This window comes from Roseisolibacter sp. H3M3-2, from assembly GCF_029211165.1.
Taxonomy (GTDB): domain Bacteria; phylum Gemmatimonadota; class Gemmatimonadetes; order Gemmatimonadales; family Gemmatimonadaceae; genus Roseisolibacter.
The window spans coordinates 1-22,352 of sequence record NZ_JARGEK010000019.1; the positions used below are offsets into that span (position 1 = coordinate 1).

Annotated in this window: 13 protein-coding genes; all 13 read left to right on the plus strand. The window is 72.0% G+C overall.

The window, feature by feature from the left end; genetic code table 11:
- The first annotated feature begins 222 nt into the window (after positions 1-222).
- The 13 genes from atpA (at position 223) to PYV61_RS03465 (ending at position 22,310) form a co-directional block, all read left to right on the plus strand.
- Positions 223-1,800, plus strand: a complete 1,578-nt coding sequence (atpA, locus tag PYV61_RS03405; protein WP_275828334.1) for a F0F1 ATP synthase subunit alpha — start codon at positions 223-225, stop codon at positions 1,798-1,800.
- A gap of 6 nt (positions 1,801-1,806) precedes the next feature.
- Positions 1,807-2,670 (plus strand): ATP synthase F1 subunit gamma, encoded by an 864-nt coding sequence (gene atpG, locus PYV61_RS03410; protein ID WP_275828336.1) that lies wholly within the window; start codon positions 1,807-1,809, stop codon positions 2,668-2,670.
- A gap of 18 nt (positions 2,671-2,688) precedes the next feature.
- Positions 2,689-4,119: a F0F1 ATP synthase subunit beta gene (atpD, locus tag PYV61_RS03415; protein WP_275828338.1), complete on the plus strand. Its 1,431-nt coding sequence runs from the start codon at positions 2,689-2,691 to the stop codon at positions 4,117-4,119.
- A gap of 8 nt (positions 4,120-4,127) precedes the next feature.
- Positions 4,128-4,388: an ATP synthase F1 subunit epsilon gene (gene atpC, locus PYV61_RS03420; RefSeq protein ID WP_275828340.1), complete on the plus strand. Its 261-nt coding sequence runs from the start codon at positions 4,128-4,130 to the stop codon at positions 4,386-4,388.
- Between the two features lie 536 nt (positions 4,389-4,924).
- The gene (locus tag PYV61_RS03425; RefSeq protein WP_275828342.1) at positions 4,925-8,002 is read left to right on the plus strand and encodes a SusC/RagA family TonB-linked outer membrane protein; all 3,078 of its coding nucleotides are present in this window, start codon (positions 4,925-4,927) and stop codon (positions 8,000-8,002) included.
- On the plus strand, positions 8,002-9,420 hold the full coding sequence (locus PYV61_RS03430; RefSeq protein ID WP_275828344.1) for a hypothetical protein: 1,419 nt from the start codon (positions 8,002-8,004) through the stop codon (positions 9,418-9,420). The genes PYV61_RS03425 and PYV61_RS03430 overlap by 1 nt, the downstream gene beginning before the upstream one ends.
- Positions 9,421-9,834: 414 nt before the next feature.
- Positions 9,835-12,933, plus strand: coding sequence for a SusC/RagA family TonB-linked outer membrane protein (locus PYV61_RS03435; RefSeq protein ID WP_275828346.1), 3,099 nt, complete (start codon positions 9,835-9,837; stop codon positions 12,931-12,933).
- Between the two features lie 20 nt (positions 12,934-12,953).
- A complete protein-coding gene (locus PYV61_RS03440) occupies positions 12,954-14,399 on the plus strand; it encodes a hypothetical protein (protein WP_275828348.1) in 1,446 nt (481 codons plus the stop codon).
- An 87-nt stretch (positions 14,400-14,486) separates the two neighbouring features.
- Positions 14,487-15,218: a hypothetical protein gene (locus PYV61_RS03445; RefSeq protein ID WP_275828350.1), complete on the plus strand. Its 732-nt coding sequence runs from the start codon at positions 14,487-14,489 to the stop codon at positions 15,216-15,218.
- 44 nt (positions 15,219-15,262) lie between these two features.
- Entirely contained in the window at positions 15,263-15,982 is a 720-nt protein-coding gene (locus tag PYV61_RS03450; protein ID WP_275828352.1) for a hypothetical protein, read from the plus strand.
- 83 nt (positions 15,983-16,065) lie between these two features.
- Positions 16,066-16,461, plus strand: coding sequence for a response regulator (locus PYV61_RS03455; RefSeq protein WP_275828354.1), 396 nt, complete (start codon positions 16,066-16,068; stop codon positions 16,459-16,461).
- Positions 16,462-17,260: 799 nt separating this feature from the next.
- Positions 17,261-20,608 carry a SusC/RagA family TonB-linked outer membrane protein gene (locus PYV61_RS03460; protein WP_275828356.1) on the plus strand — a complete coding sequence of 1,116 codons (3,348 nt, stop codon included), beginning with the start codon at positions 17,261-17,263 and terminating at the stop codon, positions 20,606-20,608.
- A gap of 82 nt (positions 20,609-20,690) precedes the next feature.
- A complete protein-coding gene (locus PYV61_RS03465) occupies positions 20,691-22,310 on the plus strand; it encodes a RagB/SusD family nutrient uptake outer membrane protein (protein ID WP_275828358.1) in 1,620 nt (539 codons plus the stop codon).
- Positions 22,311-22,352: the final 42 nt, after the last annotated feature.

The following is a 22,352-nucleotide window of genomic DNA, read 5'->3' on the forward strand; positions in this document are numbered from 1 at the left end:
CCGACTTGGCCGCCGCCGGCGGTCGGGGCCTCGGGCCGCGCCCGAGGCCGTGACCCCGCCGGCCGCGCCGATCGCGCCCGACGACCAGCCGCGCTGACCGGGCCCCCGGGGCCCGGCGGGTGCGGCTCCGTTGTTTTCGCGCCCCACTTGTGATTATTTTCACAAGCTACCTCCGCCACGACCCACCGCCGCCGCTCTGCGCGGCTTTTCCCTTCCTCCGCTATGGCTAGCGATACGACCCTCCGTCCGGGCGAGATCAAGGACATCCTTCTCCGCGAGATCGAGGCGGCCGACCTGCAGTCGGTCGACGTCGAGGAGGTGGGGACGGTCCTCGAGGTGAAGGACGGGATCGCGCGCGTGTACGGGCTCCAGCAGGCGATGGCCGGCGAGATGCTCGAGTTCACCGCCTCCGAGACGGGCCAGGTCGTCACCGGCCTCGCGCTCAACCTGGAGGAGGACAACATCGGCGCCGTGATCCTCGGGGACTACCTCGGGATCAAGGAGGGCGACGACGTCCGCCGCACGTCGCGCGTGCTCGAGGTGCCGGTCGGCCCCGCGCTCATCGGGCGCGTCGTCGACCCGCTCGGCCGCCCGATCGACGGGCAGGGCGACATCCGCGCCACCACGACGCGCAAGGTCGAGAGCGAGGCGCCGGGCATCATCGTCCGCACGCCGGTGCGCGAGCCGCTGCAGACCGGCATCAAGGCCATCGACTCGATGATCCCGATCGGCCGCGGGCAGCGCGAGCTGATCATCGGCGACCGCGGCACCGGCAAGACGGCCATCGCGGTCGACACGATCATCAACCAGAAGGGGCAGGGCGTCGTCTGCGTCTACGTCGCGATCGGGCAGAAGGCCTCGACGATCGCCGGCGTGGTGCAGCGCCTGAAGGACGCCGGCGCGATGGAGTACACCATCGTCGTCGCCGCCTCGGCCTCCGACCCGGCCCCGATGCAGTACATCGCCCCCTACTCGGGCGCGGCGATGGCCGAGTACTTCATGTACAACGAGGGGCGCCCGACGCTCGCGGTGTACGACGACCTGACGAAGCAGGCCGCGGCGTACCGCCAGATCTCGCTCGTGCTGCGCCGCCCGCCGGGGCGCGAGGCGTACCCGGGCGACGTGTTCTACCTGCACTCGCGCCTCCTCGAGCGCGCCGCGAAGCTGCGCGAGGACGAGGGCGTGGTCGACGGCAAGACGATCCTCAAGCCGGGCGGCTCGCTGACGGCGCTGCCGATCATCGAGACGCAGGCCGGCGACGTGTCGGCGTACATCCCGACGAACGTCATCTCGATCACCGACGGGCAGATCTTCCTCGAGTCCGACCTGTTCAACGCCGGCGTGCGCCCGGCCGTGAACGTCGGCATCTCGGTGAGCCGCGTCGGCGGCTCGGCGCAGACCAAGGCGATGAAGGGCGTCGCCGGCCGCCTGCGCCTCGACCTGGCGCAGTACCGCGAGCTGGAGGCGTTCGCCGCCTTCGCCTCGGACCTCGACCAGGCCACGCGCCGCCAGCTCGACCGCGGCGCCCGCACCGTCGAGATCCTCAAGCAGCCGCAGTACTCGCCGCTCGGCGTCGAGGAGCAGGTCATGGTCATCTACGCGGTGACCAACGGCCACCTCGACCAGTTCCCGGTGAGCCGGATCCGCGAGTGGGAGCGCGGCTTCCTCGACTACGTGCGGACGCAGTACCCGCAGGTCGGCGACAGCATCCGCACCACGAAGGCGGTCGGCAAGGACGTGGAGCCGGACCTCAAGCGCGCCATCGACGGCTACAACCAGCTCTTCGGCGCCGCCAAGTAACCTCCCATGGCCAAGGGTCGCGAGCTCAAGGGTCGCATCAAGTCCGTCGAGAACACGCGCAAGATCACGCGCACGATGGAGATGGTGGCGACCTCGAAGATGAAGCGCGCGCAGGACCGCGTGGTGGCCGCGCGCCCCTACGCGAACGCGCTCGGGGAGGTGCTGTCGCGCCTGTACTCGTCCGAGCTGGCCGAGCGCTTCCCGCTGCTGCGCCAGCCGGCGCGGCAGCGCCGCGTGGCGGTGCTCCTGCTGACGTCGAACCGCGGCCTCGCCGGCGCGTTCAACGCGAACCTCATCAAGGAGGCGCGCGCGCGCGTCGCCGAGCTCGAGGCGCGCGGCGCGCAGGTCGACCTGCACGTGGTCGGCCGCAAGGGGATCGGCTTCTTCCGCTACGTCAACCGCGCGCTGCTGACGGCGCGGACCGACATCACCGACCGCCCGACCGCGGAGGACGCGGCGTCGCTGGTGGACGGGCTGATGGCCGACTTCGTGGCCGGCGCGCTGGACGGCGTGTACGTCGTGCACGCGCAGTTCCGCTCCGCGCTCTCCACGCCGCCGACGACGACGCAGGTGCTGCCGGTGCAGCCGCCGGCGCGCTCCGACGCCGGGATGCAGCGCGACTACCTGCTCTACCCGTCGGCCGAGGAGCTGCTCACCGAGCTGCTCCCGTCCTACGTGCGCAACAGCGTCTACCGCGCGCTCGCCGAGACCGCCGCCGCCGAGCAGGGCGCGCGCCGCACGGCGATGAAGAGCGCGACCGACAACGCGAGCGAGATGCTCAACCTGCTGAAGCGCACCTACAACCGTGCCCGCCAGGCCCAGATCACGCAGGAGATCGCGGAGATCGTCGGCGGCGCGGCGGCCCTCTAAACCCCACCGGCTTCCATCATGGCTACCGCCGTCGCCACCAAGAACATCGGCAAGGTCGTGCAGGTCATCGGCCCGGTCCTCGACGTCGAGTTCGAGGCCGAGCACCTGCCCGAGATCTACAACGCGCTCAGCATCGAGGGCGTCGCCCCCGACGGCTCGCGGATCCGCGTCGTCGCCGAGGTGCAGCAGCACGTCGGGCGCAACACGGTGCGCGCCGTCGCCATGTCGACGACCGACGCCGTCGTGCGCGGCATGGACGTGATCGACACCGGCGCCGCCATCTCGGTGCCGGTCGGCGCGCCCGCGCTGGGCCGCATCCTGAACGTGCTCGGCGACCCCGTCGACGACGGCGCGCCGATCGCGGCCGACGCGCTCCGCTGGCCGATCCACCGCAAGTCGCCGGAGTTCGTGTCGCTCGAGCCGAAGACCGAGGTCTTCGAGACGGGCATCAAGGTCATCGACCTGATCGCCCCGTTCGTGAAGGGCGGCAAGATCGGCCTCTTCGGCGGCGCCGGCGTCGGCAAGACGGTCGTCATCCAGGAGCTGATCAACAACGTCGCCAAGGGGCACGGCGGCAAGTCGGTGTTCTGCGGCGTGGGCGAGCGCACGCGCGAGGGGAACGACCTGTACCTGGAGTTCCAGGAGGCGGGGATCCTCGACAAGGTCGCGCTCATCTACGGCCAGATGAACGAGCCGCCGGGGGCGCGCCTGCGCGTCGGCCTCGCGGGCCTCACGGTGGCCGAGTACTTCCGCGACCAGGAGAACGCGGACGTGCTCGTGTTCATCGACAACATCTTCCGCTTCACGCAGGCGGGCTCCGAGGTGTCGGCGCTCCTCGGCCGCATGCCGAGCGCCGTCGGCTACCAGCCGACGCTGGCGACGGAGATGGGCGAGCTGCAGGAGCGCATCACCTCGACGCGCAACGGCTCGATCACCTCGGTGCAGGCGATCTACGTGCCCGCCGACGACCTCACCGACCCGGCGCCGGCGACCGCGTTCGCCCACCTGGACGCGACGGTCGTGCTCAACCGCAAGATCACCGAGCTCGGGATCTACCCGGCCGTCGACCCGCTCGACTCGACGTCGCGCATCCTCGACGCGCAGTACCTGGGCGAGCGCCACTACCGCGTGGCCACCGAGGTGCAGCGCATCCTGCAGCGCTACAAGGAGCTGCAGGACATCATCGCCATCCTCGGGATGGACGAGCTGTCGGAGGACGACAAGCGGATCGTCGCGCGCGCGCGCCGCATCCAGCGCTTCATGTCGCAGCCGTTCCACGTCGCCGAGCAGTTCACCGGCATCGCCGGCAAGTACGTGAAGCTCGAGGAGACGATCTCCTCGTTCGAGCGCCTCACGCAGGGCGAGTTCGACCACCTGCCGGAGCAGGCGTTCTTCATGGCCGGCGGCGTCGAGGACGTGATCGCCAACGCCGAGAAGCTCAAGGGCTGAGGCGACCCGTGCTCAAGGTCTCGGTGATCTCGCCGGAGCGCACGCTGTTCGAGGGGGAGGTGGACTCCCTCGTCGCGCCGGCGTTCGACGGCGAGGTGGGGATCCTCGGCGGACACGCGCCGATGATGACGCTGCTCGGCCGCGGCGAGCTGCGGCTGGGCACGGGCGCCGGCGGGCGGCGGTTCGCCGTCGTCGGCGGCTTCCTGCAGGTGGTGGACGACCAGGTGCGCGTGGTGACGGAGCAGGCGACCGAGGTCGGCGCCCGCTGACCCCCGCGCGCCGGAGGGCCCGGACGGAGCGACGCGCTCCGTCCGGGCCCTTCGTGCGTTCGGGTCGTGTGTGAGACGAAACGTCTCGTCCCACGAATCTCCGTAGCCGTACGGAGCTTGCGCGGAGCGGGCGGGACCGGTGAGCTTGCCCGCCCGCCCGTCCTCCCCCAGCGCCCACGCCCGCGAGTCGCGGCGCGTAGGCCCCCGCCCGGGAGTGCGTCGTTCTCGCGCCCGTGAAACCGCCGGGCACGCGTAAACGATTCACCGCTGAGATGTGACGGGCGCCCTCGACACCGGGTCCACCCGTCGGGCGCGCACGTCCTGCGTCCGCCGGGGCACGTCTCGTCCCGGCCGCCCCACGTTCCGATCGTTCCACATTCGAGCCGTTCCGTTCCACGCGCCCCCGGCGCTGGAGCGGTTCCACACGCCGGGTCGCCGGCCGCCCACACGGGGCGGCGGCGCGCCGCGGCGCTTCGACGGGCAGGGAGCCCTGCCCGCGTTCCGCCTTCCGATTGGGGTGCACGGAGGATGAAGACATGATGCGTGGTACGAAGTGGACGTTCGCGCTGGTGCTCGGCGCGGCGGCCGCCGCGCCGGCGGTGCTCGCGGCGCAGGACGCCACGACCGGGTCGGTGACGGGTCGCGTCACCGACGCCGCGACGGGCCGGCCGATCCCCTCGGCGCAGGTGCAGGTGGTCGGCACCTCGCTGGGCGCCCTGACGAACGAGCAGGGGCAGTACACGATCCGCGCGGTGCCGGCGCGCTCGGTCACGGTCCGCGCGCTGCGCGTGGGCTACGCCGAGCGCTCGGGCACGGTGGCGGTGACGGCCAACCAGGCGGCCACGCTGAACCTCGCGATGTCGGCGTCGGCGGTCTCGCTGACCCCGGTCGTCACGACGGCGACGGGCGAGCAGCGCCGCGTCGAGGTGCCGTCGGCGATCGCCACGGTGCAGGCGGCGGAGCTGACGCAGGAGCGCCAGATCTCGAACGTCGGCGACCTGCTGACGGCGCGCGCCGCGGGCGTGCAGGTGCTCTCGGGGAACCAGATCGGCGCCGGGTCGCGCATCCGCATCCGCGGGCAGACCACGCTGAACCTGAGCAACGACCCGATCGTGTTCGTCGACGGCGTGCGCATCGACGCGCGCTCGGACCGCCAGAACCTCGGCGCCGGCGGCACCGCGCAGGGCTCGCTGAACGACCTGAACCCGGACGAGATCGAGTCGATGGAGGTCGTGCGCGGCCCGTCGGCGTCGGTGCTGTACGGGACGGAGGCGGCCAACGGCGTCATCGTCATCACGACGAAGCGCGGCCGCCCGGGCGCCACGCGCCTGAGCCTCTACACGCAGCAGGGGCTCACGCAGGACAAGAGCGACTACCCCGACGCCGTGTACGTCTACGGCCGCAACGCGACGACCGGCGCGAACATCGCGGCCGGCTGCGCGAACTTCCAGGTCGCGTCGGGCGCCTGCCGCGCCGACTCGGTGTCGCGCTACAACGTGTTCGAGAACGACCGCGGCTCGCCGCTCAAGAACGGCTGGCTGCGCGAGTACGGCGCGAACCTGACGGGCGGCAACGCGAACGTGCGCTACGCGCTGTTCGGCGAGCTGATGAACCAGACGGGCACGCTCGGCCTGACCCCGTACGACCGCGACCGCGCGCTGCGCGCCGGCGGCCCCGGGCTCCGCGCCGAGTGGGAGGAGCCGAACGCGCTCACGCAGCGCTCGGGCCGCGCGAACCTCGACCTGACGCTGGGCAAGGCGACCGTCGCGATCAACTCGAACTACATCGACCGCCGCGGCCGCTTCCCGCAGAACGACAACAACGTCACGGGCATCTACGGCAACGCGCTGCTCGGCACGGGCCGCGGGACGCTGCTGAGCGCCTCGGGCGACTCGCTCTACGGGTTCAACCAGTTCAACTCGCTCGAGATCGCGCAGGCGCTGAACCAGACGTACGTCCAGCGCTTCCTCGGCTCGGTGCAGCCGCGCTACACGCCGACCAGCTGGCTGACGCTGCGCAGCAACGCCGGCATCGACTTCACGTCGCAGTTCGACGAGTCGGGCTGCCTCTTCGGGCAGTGCACGGCGTTCGGCACCAACCGCCAGGGCTTCCGCAACAACACGCGCGGCCGGAACTTCGTCTACACGCTCGACGGCTCGGGCTCGGCGAACTTCCGCCCGCTCGAGTGGCTCGGCTCGACGACGACGATCGGCGCGCAGTGGGTCTCGAACCGCCTCGACCAGACGACGGCCGGCGGCCAGATCCTCCCCCCGGGCGGCCAGACGATCTCGCAGGCCTCGATCCCGGCCTCGGGTGAGGCGACGACGGTGTCGCGCACTCAGGGCGCCTTCGCGCAGCAGGAGTTCGCGGTCCGCGACCGCCTGTTCATCAACGCGCGCGTGCGCGTCGACAACAACAGCGCGTTCGGCCGCAACTTCAAGACGCAGGCGTACCCGGGCGTCGGCGCGTCGTACGTGATCTCCGAGGAGGGCTTCTTCCCCTTCAAGGACAAGGTCGACCAGCTGCGCATCCGCGCGAACTACGGCACGTCGGGCAACCGCCCGGGCACGACCGCCGCGCTGCCGAACTTCGCGGCCAACACGGCCGTGATCAACCAGGCGTCGGTGCCGGGGCTGATCTTCCAGACCAGCGGCAACGTCGAGCTCAAGCCGGCGACGGTCAGCGAGTTCGAGTACGGCCTCGACTTCACCGGCTTCGGCAACCGCGTCTCGCTCGAGCTGACGCGCTACGACAAGTCGACGAAGGACGACCTGATCGACCGCATCCTGCCGCCGTCGTACGGCGCGGGCGCGAACACGCGCTTCGAGAACATCGGCCGCATCCGCAACTGGGGCACGGAGTACCTGCTCAACGTGCAGCCGATCCAGCGCGCGAACTTCGGCTGGGACTTCCTGATCAACGGCTCGCGCAACAGCAACGAGGTCGAGGACCTCGGGCCGACGCCGCCGATCATCGGCGCCACGACCCGCACGATCGAGGGCTACCCGATCGCCGGCTACTGGGCCCGCCCGTACACGTACAACGACGCGAACAACGACGGGCTGCTCGCCGTCAGCGAGGTCAGCGTCGCCCCGGCCGACTCGGCCAAGTTCGTGGGCTACAACGCCCCGCGCACCGAGATCGTGTTCCAGAACGGGTTCGACTTCTTCAACAAGCGGATCCGCCTGGTCGGCCAGATCGACTACAAGGGTGACTACAAGGTCCTGAACCTGACGGACCGCTTCCGCTGCACCGACTTCGCGAACGCGTTCGACCGCAACGACCCGTCGGCGCCGCTCGACCGCCAGGCCCGCTGCGTCGCCGCGCAGGCCGGCGCGAACCAGACGTTCTTCGGCTACATGGAGGACGGCAGCTTCGTCCGCCTCCGCGAGCTGAGCATCGCCGCCCGCGTGCCGGAGTCGTTCGTGCGCCGCATCCCGCGCCTCGGCTTCCAGAACGCGAGCGTGACGTTCGCGGCCCGCAACCTCGCCCTGTGGACGGACTTCACCGGGATCGACCCCGAGGCGTCGTACGGCCAGGGGAACGTGCAGCAGAACTTCCTCACGCAGCCGCCGCTCCGCACGTACGCGCTGCGTGTGAACCTCGGCTTCTGATGAGCGCCCAGACAATGAAGCAGATCACCAACCGCCTCCGTCCCTCCAGCCCGCGGCTCCGCCGCGGGCTCCAGGGCGGGCTCGCCCTGGGCGCCGTCCTGTTCACGGGCGCGTGCGAGACCGAGCGCCTCGTGCGCGTGGTCGACCCGGACATCATCAGCCCGGAGCTGGTGCAGACGGCGGCCGCCGCCGACTTCCTCCGCGTCGGCGTCATCGGCCGCATGCAGACGAACCTCACCTCGGCGTCGACCGAGGGGATGCTGGTCTACTCGGGGATGCTGACCGACGAGTACGAGTCGGGCGACACGTTCATCGAGCGGAACCAGATGGACCAGCGCACGGTCCAGATCGAGAACGCCAACCTGCTCGGCGGCTACCGCGGCATCCACCGCATCCGCGTCGGCGCCCAGCAGGCGCTGCGCGCGCTGCTGCAGTTCGACGCGGCGGGCCCCGGCTGGAAGAAGGCCGAGATGCTGATGGTCGAGGCGTACGCCCTCAACCTCATCGGCGAGCACTTCTGCAACGGCGTGCCGATCAGCACCACGGTCGACGGGCTGGAGCAGCCGGGCGGCCCGGTGCCGACCACCGAGCTGTGGACCCGCGCGCTGGCGAAGTACGACAGCGCCCTGGTGTTCCTCGGCACGGCGACCGGCGCCGACAACGACCGCGTGCGCAACATCGTGCGCGTGGAGCGCGGCCGGACGCTGATGAACCTGAACCGTCCCGCCGACGCCGCGACGTCGGTGGCCGCGGTCCCGACGAACTTCGTCTGGAACCTCGAGAACAACGCGACGGCCGGGCTCAACAACGTCCACTGGAACTTCAACCAGAACGTCCGCCGCTACCTGATCGGCAACTCGGAGGGCGGCGAGGGGCTCAACTTCTTCGCGGCCAACGACCCGCGCCTCCCGACGTGCCTGGGCGGCGACGCGGCGTGCCGCGCGGCCGGCGTGACCAACACCGTCGCGTTCAACAACGCGCCGGGGCTGCGGGTGCAGCTCAAGTACCCCGTCCGCGAGGCGTCCATCGGCCTCGTGACCGGGATCCAGGCCCGCATGATCGAGGCGGAGGCGCAGCTGCGCGCCGGCAACAGCGCCGCCTCGCTGGCGACGCTCAACGCCGCCCGCACCACCGTGACCGGGCTGGCGCCGCTCGCCGACGCCGGCTCGGCGGACGCCCGCGTCGACCAGCTGTTCCGCGAGCGCGCGTTCTGGAACTGGGGCCTCGGCACCCGCCTGGGCGACCTCCGTCGCCTGGTCCGCCAGTACAACCGCCCGGCCACGTCGGTCTTCCCCTCGGGGGCCTACATCACGCCGGGGCTCACCTACGGGACGGACGTGAACTTCCCGATCCCGCAGGCCGAGCGGAACAACCCCGAGTTCGGGGAGAACGGCAGCTGCATCGACCGCAACGCCTGATCGCACGATGCACACGCAGAACGCCGCGGGGGGCGGGCCGAGAGGCTCGCCCCCCGCGGTGCTTTGGTGCCGACGGCGGACGAATGCGGCCCGCCGGTCCCGTCATCATATTGTCATCCGACCCCCGGTGACGCCGGGACGAGACCCCCGGGTCATCACTGGGAACACGCGGAACGCCCCGGGCGCTCGCCCGGTCGTCCCGCCCGACGTACGTCCCGCAGCATCATTCCGTGTCCGGCCGTCGTGTCCACCCCGACGGCAGCCGTCTTCGCGGGGGGCAGCGCCGTCGCGCCTCCCGCCGCCGCACACGTTGTCGCCCGGTCCCGGCCGGGCATTCCCGCGTGCCCGGCGACATCGCGCCGGTCACGTACCCTCTCTCGTCACCCGCGCGGTCGGGCGCGCGGAGGAGGACAGATGAGACGTGTGATGCAGGGGCTGTTCGGGCTGCTGGGCCTCGTGGTCGCCAGCGCGGTCCCGCTGGCGACGCTCGCGGCGCAGGCCACGGGCGTCATCAGCGGCCGCGTCACCGACGCGGCCAGCGGCGCGCCGATCCCCTCCGCCCAGGTGCAGGTCGTCACGACCAACCTCGGGGCGCTGACCGACGCCAACGGGCGCTACACCATCCGGGCGGCGCCGGCGCGCGCCGTGACCGTGCGCGTCCTGCGCGTCGGCTACTCGGAGCAGACGCGCTCCGTCACCGTGGCCGCCGGCACGACGCCGACCACGGCGGACTTCGCGCTCCGCCAGGCCTCGGTCAGCCTCACCCCCGTGGTGACGACGGCGACCGGCGAGACCCGGCGCGTCGAGATCGGCAACGCCATCACCTCGATCGACGCCGCGAAGGTCGCGGAGACGGCGCCGCTGTCCAACGTCGCCGACCTGCTCAACTCGCGCGCCCCGGGCGTGGCGGTGCTGAGCGGCACGCAGACCGGCACCGGGCAGCGCATCCGCATCCGCGGCGCCAACTCGCTGTCGCTCAACAACGACCCGATCTTCGTCATCGACGGGATCCGGCTGACGAGCGACAACGCCTCCGGGATCAGCACGGGCGGCAACCGCGCTAGCCGGCTGACCGACCTGAACCCCGAGGAGATCGAGAACATCGAGATCGTGAAGGGGCCGTCGGCGGCGACGCTCTACGGCACCGACGCCGCCAACGGCGTCGTGGTCATCACCACCAAGAAGGGGCGGGCGGGCGCGCCGCGGTGGACGACCTACCTCGAGGGCGGGCTGATCTCCGACCTCAACACGTACCCGACCAACTACACGATCGCGGGCCATTCGCCGGGCGCCACCGCGTACCGCGAGTGCACGCTGCCGCAGATCTCGAGCGGCAACTGCCTGCTCGACTCGGTGCGCACCTACGCGCCGATCAACGACCCCGACGCCACGCCGCTCGGCACCGGGAACCGCCGCCAGTTCGGCGCCCAGGTGGCCGGCGGCAGCGACGCGGTGCGCTACTTCCTCTCGGCCGAGCGCGAGGACGAGACCGGGCTGCTGGAGCTGCCGGCGTTCGAGCGCCGCCGCTTCGACTCGACCGGGACGCCGATCCGCGAGTGGGTGGACCGGCCGAACGCGCTCGGGAAGAACAGCTACCGGGCGAACCTGAACACCGCGCTGCACCCGAAGCTCGACGTCGGGCTGAACGTCGGCTACATCAACTCCGACGCGCGCTTCCAGCTCGAGTCGAACGCGACGGCGGGGCTCGGGTCGCACCTGTTCGGCGGGCCGGGGTACCGCGGCAACGGCAACGTCGGCGTCACGCCGGCCAGCCCGCTCAACGGCTACCGCGCCTGGACGCCGAGCTACACCTGGCAGGAGAAGGTCGGCCAGAAGGTCGACCGCGTGATCGGCGCCGCCAACATCCAGTTCCGGCCGACCGCGTGGCTGTCCACCCGCGCCAACATCGGCAACGACTACACGGCGCGCGTCGACGACAACCTGCTGTACCGCGGCGAGGGGCCGCCGCTCACCGCGACCTACCGCGACGGCTTCAAGACGAACAGCCGCACGAGCATCCGCAACTTCTCGGTGGACCTGGGGGCGACCGCGAACGCCAACCCCACCGACTGGATCAACTCGAAGACGACCATCGGCGGGCAGTTCATCAACCGCAACTTCAACCAGAACAACGCCACGGGCACGCGCCTCTCGCCCGGCTCGCAGACGGCGGGCGGCGGCACGATCCCGACCGCGTCCGAGGCGACGACGCTCCAGAAGACGCTCGGCATCTTCGTCGAGGAGGCGGTGGCGTTCCGCGACCGGCTGTTCCTGACGGCCGCCGTGCGCACCGACCAGAACAGCGCCTTCGGCACCGACTTCCAGCGCGTCTTCTACCCGAAGGCGAGCCTGTCGTGGCTGGTGTCGGAGGAGGGCTTCTTCCCGACGCCGGACTGGATGAACAGCCTCCGGCTGCGCGCCGCCTACGGCGCCTCGGGGGTCCAGCCGGGCGCCAACGACGCGCTGCGCACCTTCCAGTCGGCGACGCCGAACATCCGCGGCACCGACCTGCCCGGCGTGACGTACAACGCCGTCGGCAACGTGAACCTGAAGCCCGAGCGCACGACCGAGTGGGAGGGCGGCTTCGAGGCCAAGTTCTTCAACAACCGGGTCGGGCTCGACTTCACCGCGTACACGAAGCAGACGCGCGACGCGCTGATCGACGCCATCGTGGCGCCGTCGGCCGGCGCGGCGACGGTGGTCAGCACGAACCTCGGCGCCGTGCGCAACCGCGGGCTCGAGATGCTGCTCACCACGCAGATCCTCGACCGCCGCGCGATCGCCTTCGACCTGACGCTCAACGGCTCGATCAACGGCAACACGCTGCTGAGCCTCGGCGGCACGCCGCCGCAGATCGGCACCACGACGCGCGCCGTCGAGGGCTACCCGCTCTTCGGCCTGTGGGCGCAGCCGATCACCGGGTGGGAGGACAAGAACGGCGACCGGATCCTCACCTACGACGCCGACCCCGCGAAGAACGAGGTGTTCGTCGGCGACTCGGCGATCTTCCGCGGCTACAACCAGCCGCGCTACATGCTGACGGCGACGCCGGCGCTCGACCTGTTCGCGCGCAAGCTCCGCCTCCAGACGCTGTTCGACTACCGCGGCGGGAACCTGTACTACAACAACACGGAGCGCATCCGCTGCGTCAGCCGCCAGAACTGCAACGGGCTGATGAACCCCGACGCCTCGTTCGAGGAGCAGGCGATGGTGGTGGCGACGCGCGACCACCCGTCCAAGACGCTCGACGGCTTCTTCCAGCCCGGGTCGTTCATCCGCCTCCGCGAGATCGCCGTGACGTACACGGTGCCCGAGGCGTGGGCGCGCCGCATCGGCCGCGCGCGCTCGCTGAACATCACGGGCACGGCGCGCAACCTGGCGCGGTGGACCAACTACCGCGGCGCCGACCCGGAGACGGACTTCACCGCCAGCGAGGGCGGCAACACCCCGTCCGACTTCCAGACGATCGCGCCGCCGAGCTACTTCATCCTCCGCCTCAACGTCGGATTCTGATGCCGACAGGACTCCCCACGATGAGACGACTCCCCGCGCTCCGGGCGCTCCGCCGCGCCGCGGCGCTCTCCCTGGTCGCCGGCGCCTCCGCGCTCTCGGCCTGCGGCGACGGCACCGACACGCTGCTCGAGGCGGTCGACCCGGACATCATCAACCCGACCGACCTGACGACCACCGAGGGCGCGCTCGCGCTCTACGTCGGCACGTTCAACCGGGCGCGCGCCGCCTACCTCGGCACCGGCACCGACAACGGCGAGTGGCTGTTCGGCGGGCTGCTGGCCGACGAGTGGTCGACGTCGTCGACCTTCATCCAGAACGACGAGGCCGACCAGCGGAAGGTGCTGGAGAACAACTCGACCTCCACGGGCAACTTCCGCGGCGTCGCGCGCGTGCGCACCGCGGCCAACCAGGCCCTCAAGGCGATGAAGGAGCTGCGCCCCACCGAGACCAACCGGATCGGGGAGCTCTACTTCCACCGCGGGTTCGCCGAGCTGCAGCTGGCGTCCGACTTCTGCAACGGCATCCCGATCTCCGACGCCTCGGGCGACGAGATCCTGCTCGGCACGCCGGAGTCGGTGGCGCAGGTGCTGCAGCGCGCCGTCGCGTCGTTCGACAGCGCGCTGGCCGTCGCGACCGGCACCGACGCCACGAGCCTGCTGGTCCAGCGCGCGTCGCGCGTCGGCAAGGCGCGGGCGCTGCTCGCGCTCGGCAACAACCGGGCGGCCGAGGCGGCGGCGCTGGTGACGGCCACGCTGGTGCCCACCAGCTTCAGCTACGAGCTGACCTTCTCCGCCACCGCCGGCAACAACAACATCTGGGGGCAGGGGGTCAGCAACCGGCGCTACTCCGTCGGCGACAGCCTCGAGGGGAACGCGCGCAACCTGCTCGTGCGCAACGCGATCCCGTTCTTCTCGGCGCGCGACCCGCGCCTCCCCGTCACCTACACGATCTCCGCGAACCAGCGCGACACGACGAAGGGGCAGGACGGCTTCACCTTCTCGCGCACGACGCCGATCTACCTCGAGTTCACCTCGATTCCGATGGCGAACGGGCTCGACGCGCGGCTCATCGAGGCCGAGGCGCGCCTGATCGCGCAGGACATCCCGGGGATGATGACCATCCTCAACGCGCTACGGGCGTCGCCGCCGCAGTACGGCGCGTTCGGCCTCGCGGGCGGCCCGGCGGCGCTCACCGCCGCGCAGCTCCCGCCGCTCGCCACGCCGGCGTCGCAGGAGGCCGCGATCAACCTGTACTTCCGCGAGAAGGCGTTCTGGACGTTCAGCCGCGGGCAGCGGCTCGGCGACCTGCGCCGCCTGATCCGGTCCTACGGGCGGACGGCCGCCAACACCTTCCCGCAGGGGCCGCACTACCGCGGCGGGGACTACGGCGGCGACCTGAACTTCCCGGTGCCGACCGACGAGCGCGTGAACAGCGCCTTCACCGGCTGCACCAACCGCTCGGCCTGAGCGGCGGCGGGGCGGGGGACGCGGGGGCGGACGCCGGAGCATCGGCGCCCGCCCCCGCGTCGCACGTCCCTTGCTGAGGGGCGTCGCATGCCCCGCCTCGTCTCCGTGCTGGTGCCGTCGTCGCTGCTGTCCCTCCTCGCCGGCGCGGCGTCCGCGCAGCTCCCCGGCCTCCCGACCGCGCCGGGCGCGTTCGTCCGGCCCGGCATCGCCGTCGCCGCCAACGCGGGGGTGGAGACCGACGCCCTGCCGGCCACCGACGGGGGCGGCGGGCGCCGCTCGCGCTGGACCTACGGCGGCGCCGCGGCGTTCGCGCGCGGCGGGGGGCGGTGGCAGGTCGCCGGCGGCGTCGCCGCGCAGTCGTGGGGCGACGGCTACCAGAGCCCCGCCACCGCGCTCGGCGCGCGGGGGGCGTTCGCGGCCTGGCGCGGCGCGCGCCTGGGGGCGACGGCGTTCGCCGGCATCGGCCTCGCCCGGGCGCGCCTGGCGGAGGTCGAGGGGGCGGGGGACGACCCGGCGGTCGTGTCGCTGCGCCAGCTCCCCGTGGGCGCCGCGGTGGGGATGCGCGGCGCGTGGGGGGGCGGCGCGCGCGCCTGGTCGGTGGCCGTCGCGCCGCAGTACGTCTGGTACCGTCTGGCGGTCGGAGAGGACGAGGTGACCGACGCCCGGCCGCGGGTGGGGCTGCTGGCGGAGGTGGGACTGACACCGCGGCTCGGGGTGTCCGTAGCTTACGAGGACGGCGCGCGCGCGGCCGCCGGGGACCCGGGGCCGCGCGGCGGCACGTTCGGCCTCGCGCTCTCCTTCGCCCTCGGCGGCTGGTGAGCCGCGGGGCGCCCCGCCCGCTCCCACGTCCACCGCACCACGACATGTCCGAGCCCGTCCTCCGTTCCGCCCGTCCCGCGCCCCGCCTCCGGCGGGGCGTCGTCGCGTCGCTCGCCGCGGCGCTCACCGCCGCCGCGGCGGTGGCCGCGGCCCCCGCGGCCGCCCGCGCGCAGAGCTGGTTCACCCCGTCCTTCCAGCCGCCGGTCGTCTCGACGCGCGACTACACCATCGGCGTGAGCGCGAACTCGGGGACGGCGGCGGTCTTCCAGTGGCGCGAGGGGCTGACCCAGCGCTCGCACTTCGGCGTCGAGGGCGGCCTGGTGGACACCGACGGCGACGGCGGGACCAAGCTTCTGCTGGGTGGCTCGTACGCGTACCAGCTCACGCGCTCGACCGGCGAGCAGCCGCTGGACGTCCTGTTCACCGCCGGCGCCGGGCTGTCGGTGGGCGACGGGGCGGACGTGGTGCGCCTGCCGTTCGGCGTCTCGGTGGGTCACCGCTTCCCGCTCGAGGGCGGGCTGGCGATCACGCCGTACGTGCACCCGCGGCTCTCGCTCGACCTGTACAGCGGGACGGGCGCCGACGGCGAGGACACCGACCTGTCGATCGACTTCGACGTCGGGGCGAACTTCGAGCTGACGCGGCAGGTCGCGCTGCGGGCGAGCCTCGTGGTGAGCGGCGCGCGGCGCTCCGACGACGTCGGCTTCGGGATCGGGCTGACGATCACCCCGGCCGGGCTCTCGGGCGCCCGTCTGCGCCGCTGAGCGCCGTCCGCCGGTCGCATCTCCCGGCGACGGGGGGTGGCGTGCTCCTTGCCCCCCTCGCCGCCGGCCCGACCCTCCCCGTGATGCCCGACGACACCCCGCGTCCCCCGATCCTCGTCGTGGACGACAACCACGACAACACGGAGATCATCGCGCGCTACCTGGGCGTGCGGGGGTATCCCATCACGGTCGCGCACTCCGGCGACGAGGCGCTCGCGCTGTTCGAGCAGGTGCGCCCCTCGCTGGTCCTCCTCGACGTCATGATGCCCGGGCGCGACGGGTGGGACGTCTGCCGGCTCATGAAGCAGCACCCCGTGCTGGGCCGCCGGGTGCGCGTCATCATGGTGACGGCGCTCGACGAGTGGGAGGACAAGCGCACGGCGATCCAGACGGGCGCCGACGACTACGTGACGAAGCCGTTCGACCTGCCGCAGCTGGCGGCGAAGGTCGAGCGGAACGCGGCGCTGCTGACCGCCTGAGCTGTCCGCCCGAGGGGACGCGGGACGGGCCGCGACCGGGGCGTGGCGAGACGCGCGTCACGTATGACGATCCGGTGCGACACCTTTACAACGGGTGTCCCGGCTGTATTGTGACGGCGTCCCGGAACGCCGGGTCCGCAACATCGACTCGCCCGCGGGCACGCGTCATCCCTCCCGACGCGCGGCTCGCCCCCGAGTCCCCACCGTTGGTCCCATCCGGCCGCGACCCGTCGCGGGGCGCGCCGATGGCAGCGCAGGCCGTACGCTCAGGTAGTTCAGGCACGTGATCGATCGCGGGGTGGCCTGGCCGGCCCCCGTGGCGACGTTCGCATAGACCGCCGGACCCGCGATACGCGCCGGAGCGCCCGCACGTTGGGCGAGCCGGGGCGGGGCGTCTGCCGGCGTCCGCACACCCCCTGAACGCCGAGGTGCCGCACAGGCGGCGCCGTCGACGGCTGCGCCCGGACGCCCCGCGCGTCCCGACGTCCGTCGCGCGCGCCGCGCCCGTCGCTTCCCGACCTGGTTCCCGACGTCGTCCGACCCCGCCCCGGCTCTGGCTCCCCGGGACGCGGGGTGCCCGACCGCCGAGGCGTCCGGCCGCTTCCCCACCGGCTCCGTCGATTCAGACACCGGTACGCGGCCTACGGTTGCTCCGGCCTCCGGGTTTCACCTCCGCGGCGGTCCCCCCACCCGCCGTCCGAGCTCGCCGCCCCGCCCCCGGGGGCGGCGCCCTGCCGTTCCGTCGAACCCTCTGGCACGAGGATCCCCCATGATGAGGTCGAGCTGGTCCCGAGGCGTCGTGACGCTGTCCGCAGCGGCATGCCTCCTCACCCTCGCCGCCGGTGCGGCACGCGCGCAGGCCCCCGCGGGCGGCGCCGTGCTCACCGGGCGCGTCACCACGGAGGACGGCACGCCGCTGCCGGGCGCCAACGTGTACATCACCGAGCTCACGCTCTCGGTGGGTACGGGCCCGTCGGGCGTCTTCACCATCAACGTCCCCGCGGCCCGCGTCAGCGGGCAGTCCGTGCAGCTCCGGGTGCGCTCGGTCGGCTTCGCGCCGCAGGCCCGCCCGGTCACGCTGTCGGCCGGCACGCAGACGGTGAACTTCCAGCTCAAGCGCGACGCCCTCCGCCTGACCGAGGTCGTCGTCACCGGCGTCTCTGAGGCGACGGAGCAGGTGCGCACGCCGTTCACCGTGCAGAAGGTCGACTCGACCCAGATGCCGGTCGTCGGCACGAGCGCGATCTCGCAGCTCCAGGGCAAGGTCCCGGGCGCCAACATCGTGGCCGCCACCGGCCGCCCCGGCGCCGCCCCCGTGGTCCTGATGCGCGGCCCGACGTCGATCAACGCGGCCGGCCGCAGCCAGCAGCCGCTCTACATCGTCGACGGCATCCAGCTCAACGGGACGATCGCCGACATCAACCCGGCCGACATCGAGTCGGTCGAGATCGTGAAGGGCGCCGCCGCCGCGAACCTGTACGGCGCGCGCGCCGGCTCGGGCGTCATCAACATCACGACCAAGAGCGGCAAGAACTCGCGCGACGGCGTGAAGTTCGGGCTGCGCACCGAGGGCGGGATCGGCGACGTGCCGCGCGAGTTCTCGATCGCGCGCCGCCACAACATCGCCAAGGACCCGAGCGGGCAGTTCTACTGCTCGCGCTCGACGACCAACGGGTCGTCGTGCACGCAGCTGATCGACCTCGAGAAGGAGGTCGCGCGCGTCAACGAGGTCGCCTCGCCGGCCGCGCTGGCGCCGCAGCTGTTCCTCAACGACGGCGGGATCGGCCTCACGCCGACCTTCGGCTTCCTGAGCGGGCAGTTCCAGGTCAACCGCTTCAACCAGACGCGGAACGTCTTCGACGACTTCATCACGCCGAACGCGTTCACGAACACGAACGTCGACGTCCGCGGCCGCATCAACAACACGGGCGTCTACGGCAGCGTCTCGAACCTCACGCACCAGGGGTCGCTGACGTACCTCGGCGGCTACACCCGCAACGCGGTGCGCGCCAACATCGACCAGCGCTGGCGCGACAACCTGAGCCTGGGCATCCAGACGTTTTTCAGCGCCACGCGCTCGCAGGGCGACAACCAGGACAACGGCGGCAACGGCTTCTTCCGCATCACGCGGTCGCCGGCCTTCGTCGACCTCAAGCAGCGCGACGCGCTCGGGCGCCTCTACGTCCGCACGAACGTGCTCCAGCAGGGCGAGCAGAACGAGAACCCGCTCTACTCGTTCGAGAACGCCAACCAGGCGTCGAAGGGCTCGCGCTTCCTCGGCGGCGCGACGCTGAAGTACGACCCGGTCGAGTGGGCCACGGTCGAGGGGAACTTCAGCTACGACCGCAACACCGGCGACGCGGCGCAGGTCAACGACCTCGGCTTCCGCAGCACGATCGCCGGCCCGGGCAACGTCGGCTCGCTCGGCATGTCGTCGGGCGACGACCAGTCGCTGAACACGAGCGTCACGGGCACCGTGCGCCGCGCCTTCGGCGACCTGCGCACCTCGCTGAGCGGCCGCTACCTGTACGAGCAGCAGTACTCGACGGGGCTCAGCGTCGGCGGCAACAACCTGGTGGTGCCGGGGCTGATCACGGCCGCCGCGGTGACCGACCAGAACTCGAAGGCCATCGGCTACGGCGAGTCGATCGTCCGCGGCCAGGCGATGATGGGGTCGCTCCAGCTCGACTTCAAGGACCGCTACCTCCTCCAGGCGAACGTCCGCCGCGACGGCTCGTCGCTGTTCGGCGCCGAGCAGCGCTGGAAGACGTTCCCGGGCGTGTCCGGCAGCTGGATCGTGAGCCGCGAGCCGTGGTGGTTCGCGCAGGACGCGCTCTCGCTGTTCAAGCTGCGCGCGGCCTACGGCCAGACGGGCCAGCGCCCGAGCTTCGCCGCGCAGTACGCGACGTTCGCCATCGGCGCCGGCGGCGTGCTGACGCCGAACCAGCTGGGCAACCCGGACCTGAAGCCCGAGGTGCGCTCCGAGACGGAGCTGGGCATCGACCTCGAGTTCTTCAGCAAGGTCGGGCTGAACGTGTCGTACGCGGTGAACAACATCACCGACCAGATCCTGCCGGTGCCGCTCACGAACGCCTCGGGCTTCGCGACGCAGTGGCAGAACGCGGGCACGCTGCGCAACACGTCGTTCGAGGTCTCGCTCGACGTGCCGTGGATCAACCGCCCGAACCTCTCGTGGTCGTCGCGCGTGATCTACGACCGCGTGCGCTCCAAGATCACCGAGCTGGGCGTGGCGCCGTTCTTCCAGGGCCCGGGCCCGCAGGGCACGGAGACGATGTTCCGCTTCGCGCCGAACGAGCTGCTCGGCACGATCTACGGGCGCGACTTCGTGATGAACTGCAGCCAGCTGCCGGCGCCGTTCAACGGCCAGTGCGGCGCGGGGCAGGCGTTCCAGAAGAACGACGAGGGGTACATCGTCTGGGTCGGCCAGGGGAACACGCCGGGCGACGGCATCACGAAGAACCTGTGGCGCGCGCAGCTCCCGGGCGCGCAGGCGCCGTGGGGCAACGTCACGACGGGCGGCTACCGCCTGAGCTGGGGCATGCCGATCCTGCTCCGCGACTCGATCGGGAGCCCGGCGGTCGTGCCGCTCGGCAACACGATGCCCAAGTACCGCTTCGGCATCACGCAGAACCTGCGCTACAAGCGGGCGACGGTGTACGGCCTGCTCGACGCGTCGATGGGGCAGACGATCTGGAACCAGGGCTACCACTGGTCGCTCGGCGACTTCATGACCGGGCTGGTGGACCAGACGGGCAAGTCGCTCGAGACGGCGAAGCCGACCGGCTACTACTGGCGCGCGGGCCCGGGCGTGGGCGGCAACGCGAGCGGGCTGGGCGGGTTCTACGACATCCTCGGCCCGAACCGCGAGACGATCGAGGACGCCAGCTACATGAAGCTGCGCGAGCTGAGCGTGCAGTACCGCGTCGGGCGCGTGCTCGGCGCCGGCGACTGGACGGTCGGGCTGATCGGCCGCAACCTCGCGATGTGGACGAAGGGCTACCGCGGGTTCGACCCCGAGGTCGGGATCCCGGGCGGGTCGCTGAACAACGCGGCGCTGAACGGCGTCGACCGGTTCACGTATCCGAACCAGCGCCAGTTCACGCTCTCCCTCTCCAGCGCGTTCTGACGCGCCGCCCGCCGCCGCGCGCGCGCCCCGCGCGCGCGGCCGGCCGGGCCCCGCGCTCCAGTCCCCGACCCCTCCCAGACGAATGCGTCGTCGAATCCTTCCCGCCACGCTGCTCGGCGCCGCGGCCCTCGCCGGCTGCACCGCCGACCCGCTCAGCGTCAGCAACACCAGCGCCCCGACGGTCGAGTCGCTCCTCACGTCGGCCTCGGGCACCGAGACGCTGATCTCGAAGCTCATGCAGAACGCGTTCGTGGGGCACTACAACGCCACGGACGCCATCTGGCCGCAGATGCTCGTGATGTCCGGCGAGAGCGAGGCCACCGTCGCCAACTTCGGGATGCTCGCCCGCGGCGGCCTGCCGCGCGCCGGCATCGACAACACCCCGGGGAACGCGGTCACGGTCGGCAACAACCGCGACTTCTCCTTCCTGACGCGCGCCTCGCGCATCGCGTCGCAGTCGATCAACGCGCTGGCCGAGGCGCAGCAGAGCTTCCCGGCCGCCGACTACGCGCGCACCCGCGCCTTCGCCTTCTTCGCCCTCGGCTACTCGCTGGGGCACCTGGCGCTCGTGTACGACAACGCCGCGGTCATCACGCCGGCCACCGCCGACGACGAGATCCCGGAGCTGTCGCCCGCGCGCACCGTGTTCGCGGCGGCGATGCAGATGCTCGACTCGGCCCAGGCGCTCGCCAGCAGCCCGGCCGCCACGAGCGGCGCCGGCACGAGCCTCCCGGCCACCTGGCTGGCCACGACGTCGTCGGTCTCGATGACCGACTTCGTCCGGATCATCCGCTCGTACAAGGCGCAGATCCGCGCCAACATGCCGCGCACCCCCGCCGAGCTGTCGCAGGTGGACTGGGCGCTCGTGCGCGACGACGCCACCAACGGCATCCGCACGAACCTGGTGGTCAACCTGTCGCCGGGCACCGGCTGGCAGGTGCCGTGGCTCAACCAGGCGGCCGTCGGCAGCACGTGGCACCAGATGCCGTACTGGGGGATCGGCATGGCCGACACCACCGGCGCCTACGCCACCTGGCTCGGCGCGCCGGTGACGTCGCGCACCCCGTTCCTGATCCGCACGCCCGACAACCGCTTCCCGAAGGGCGAGACGCGCGCGGCGCAGCAGGGCTACCAGGACGCGCAGATCCCGAAGGACACCGTCACCTACTTCCGCAACCGCGCCACCGGCCTCGACGCCGTGGGCGGCCCGACGGCCGGCTCGCAGTACGACTTCTTCCGCTTCTACGACTACCGCCGCAACAACTCGTCGGGGCCGTGGCCGCTGCTGACGACGGCGGAGATCGACATGCTGGCCGCCGAGGCGCACCTGCGCCTGGGCAACGTCACGGCGGCGGTGCCGCTGATCGACAAGTACCGCGTGCGCGCCGGGCTGCCGGCCATGGGCGCGGCCGCGACGTCGCTCACCAGCACGGTGCCGGGCGGCAACGCCTGCGTGCCGCGCGTCCCCGCGGGGACGACGCTGTCCTGCGGCACGGTGCTCGAGGCGATGAAGTACGAGAAGCGCATGGAGACGATCTTCACCGGCTACGGCGTGTGGTACATGGACGCCCGCCGCTGGAACGACCTGATCGCCGGGACGCCGCTCGAGTGGCCGGTGCCGAACCAGGAGGCGCTCGCGCGCGGCCAGTCGGTCCCCGTGAACACACGCGTGGCCGCCCCGGGGAACACCTACGGGTGGTGAGCTGAGGTCGCCCGCCGTGTCGTCGTCGCCCGCCCATCCGTC

Bases quoted from the DNA above. Each gene is read 5' to 3' on its own strand.
- atpA (WP_275828334.1), top strand. From the start codon at position 223: ATGGCTAGCGATACGACCCTCCGTCCGGGCGAGATCAAGGACATCCTT.
- atpG (WP_275828336.1), top strand. From the start codon at position 1,807: ATGGCCAAGGGTCGCGAGCTCAAGGGTCGCATCAAGTCCGTCGAGAAC.
- atpD (WP_275828338.1), top strand. From the start codon at position 2,689: ATGGCTACCGCCGTCGCCACCAAGAACATCGGCAAGGTCGTGCAGGTC.
- PYV61_RS03425 (WP_275828342.1), top strand. From the start codon at position 4,925: ATGATGCGTGGTACGAAGTGGACGTTCGCGCTGGTGCTCGGCGCGGCG.
- PYV61_RS03430 (WP_275828344.1), top strand. From the start codon at position 8,002: ATGAGCGCCCAGACAATGAAGCAGATCACCAACCGCCTCCGTCCCTCC.
- PYV61_RS03435 (WP_275828346.1), top strand. From the start codon at position 9,835: ATGAGACGTGTGATGCAGGGGCTGTTCGGGCTGCTGGGCCTCGTGGTC.
- PYV61_RS03440 (WP_275828348.1), top strand. From the start codon at position 12,954: ATGAGACGACTCCCCGCGCTCCGGGCGCTCCGCCGCGCCGCGGCGCTC.
- PYV61_RS03445 (WP_275828350.1), top strand. From the start codon at position 14,487: ATGCCCCGCCTCGTCTCCGTGCTGGTGCCGTCGTCGCTGCTGTCCCTC.
- PYV61_RS03450 (WP_275828352.1), top strand. From the start codon at position 15,263: ATGTCCGAGCCCGTCCTCCGTTCCGCCCGTCCCGCGCCCCGCCTCCGG.
- PYV61_RS03455 (WP_275828354.1), top strand. From the start codon at position 16,066: ATGCCCGACGACACCCCGCGTCCCCCGATCCTCGTCGTGGACGACAAC.
- PYV61_RS03465 (WP_275828358.1), top strand. From the start codon at position 20,691: ATGCGTCGTCGAATCCTTCCCGCCACGCTGCTCGGCGCCGCGGCCCTC.